The organism is Xanthobacter autotrophicus, from assembly GCF_030015065.1.
GTDB lineage: Bacteria > Pseudomonadota > Alphaproteobacteria > Rhizobiales > Xanthobacteraceae > Xanthobacter > Xanthobacter autotrophicus_D.
On record NZ_JAIVFN010000273.1, the window covers coordinates 1 to 951 of the forward strand.

1 protein-coding gene is annotated in these 951 nt (G+C 58.6%); it reads right to left on the minus strand.

The annotated features are described in order from the left end of the window. Positions 1-42: 42 nt before the first annotated feature. Positions 43-549, minus strand: a complete 507-nt coding sequence (locus tag K9U40_RS23055) for a hypothetical protein (RefSeq protein ID WP_282892410.1) — start codon at positions 547-549, stop codon at positions 43-45. Positions 550-951 lie beyond the last annotated feature (402 nt).

Below are 951 nucleotides of genomic sequence, written 5' to 3' on the forward strand. Positions count from 1 at the left end.
TCGTGGGGGTGGGGGTGCCGGGGCGGTGAGCTTGGCCTTAGGCTACAAACAAGGGTTCATCACCGGCTCGCGCGGTATCGATAAGAGGTCCGTCGTTTGTTCACGAAGCGCTGAGGCGCCACGACTGCGAAACATTTGGTAAAACTTCTCTGTGTCTCCCGTACATATATTGCCGTACAACCTTAACATTTCGAGTCCTTTGGCTCGAAGAGCGTTAAGCTGTTCCTTAGAAACGGGACGTGCACTGTTCGCGATGATGAATTCGTCTATGCGCGCGATGGATTGCTCCAGCTCGGCCTGGAACGCCACGTCCTGGCCGGGATGGCACTCTCGACCGACAAGCCGGACGGTATCGTAGATGCTCCAAATGCACAGGACGGCGCCTTTCCCTGTATTGTCGACCTGAAAGGCTTGATTGCCGAGGCGGTACGTTTCCACAGAGCCGGACGGTGCGGCCGGAATTTGATCGGCGCTTGCCAGTGCCGTGAGCATAGGCATGAGAACGGCGGCGAGTGCGAGAGCAAGCGTCCATCGGTATAGCATCAGCATACCCTTCCTATTTGGGATCAGCACAGCAGCCTGCCGGATTGATTTCGCAAGTCCGCCCTCTTCGTCGGCCCCGGACTGGCAACGAGGACAAGGCTGCGTTCGCAGCAAAGATCCTCAACCGGGTGTGGGAGGCGGGGTTCGACGGCGCGTCCCGACGCAGGCGAGGCGACTGTAGCTGCAGGCCTCTTTCACCACTGAAGACGCTGCTGAGAAGATTCGCTCAGGTGCCCCTGCTTGACGTGGCTCATCATGCTGCCCGTACATGGACGGGACTTAGAGCGCCTAACAAAACGATTTGTTAACCATATTTGGCGTTGTGTTGGGCATGGCCAAGAAGCTGTTGCCCGACGCCCTCTGGGCGGAGATCGCCCCGTTGTTTCCATGCGCTGCGCCTCGCCCGAA

What these genes read in the sequence shown, in the direction of transcription:
- K9U40_RS23055 (WP_282892410.1), bottom strand. Translation starts at nt 549, where the DNA reads ATGCTGATGCTATACCGATGGACGCTTGCTCTCGCACTCGCCGCCGTT.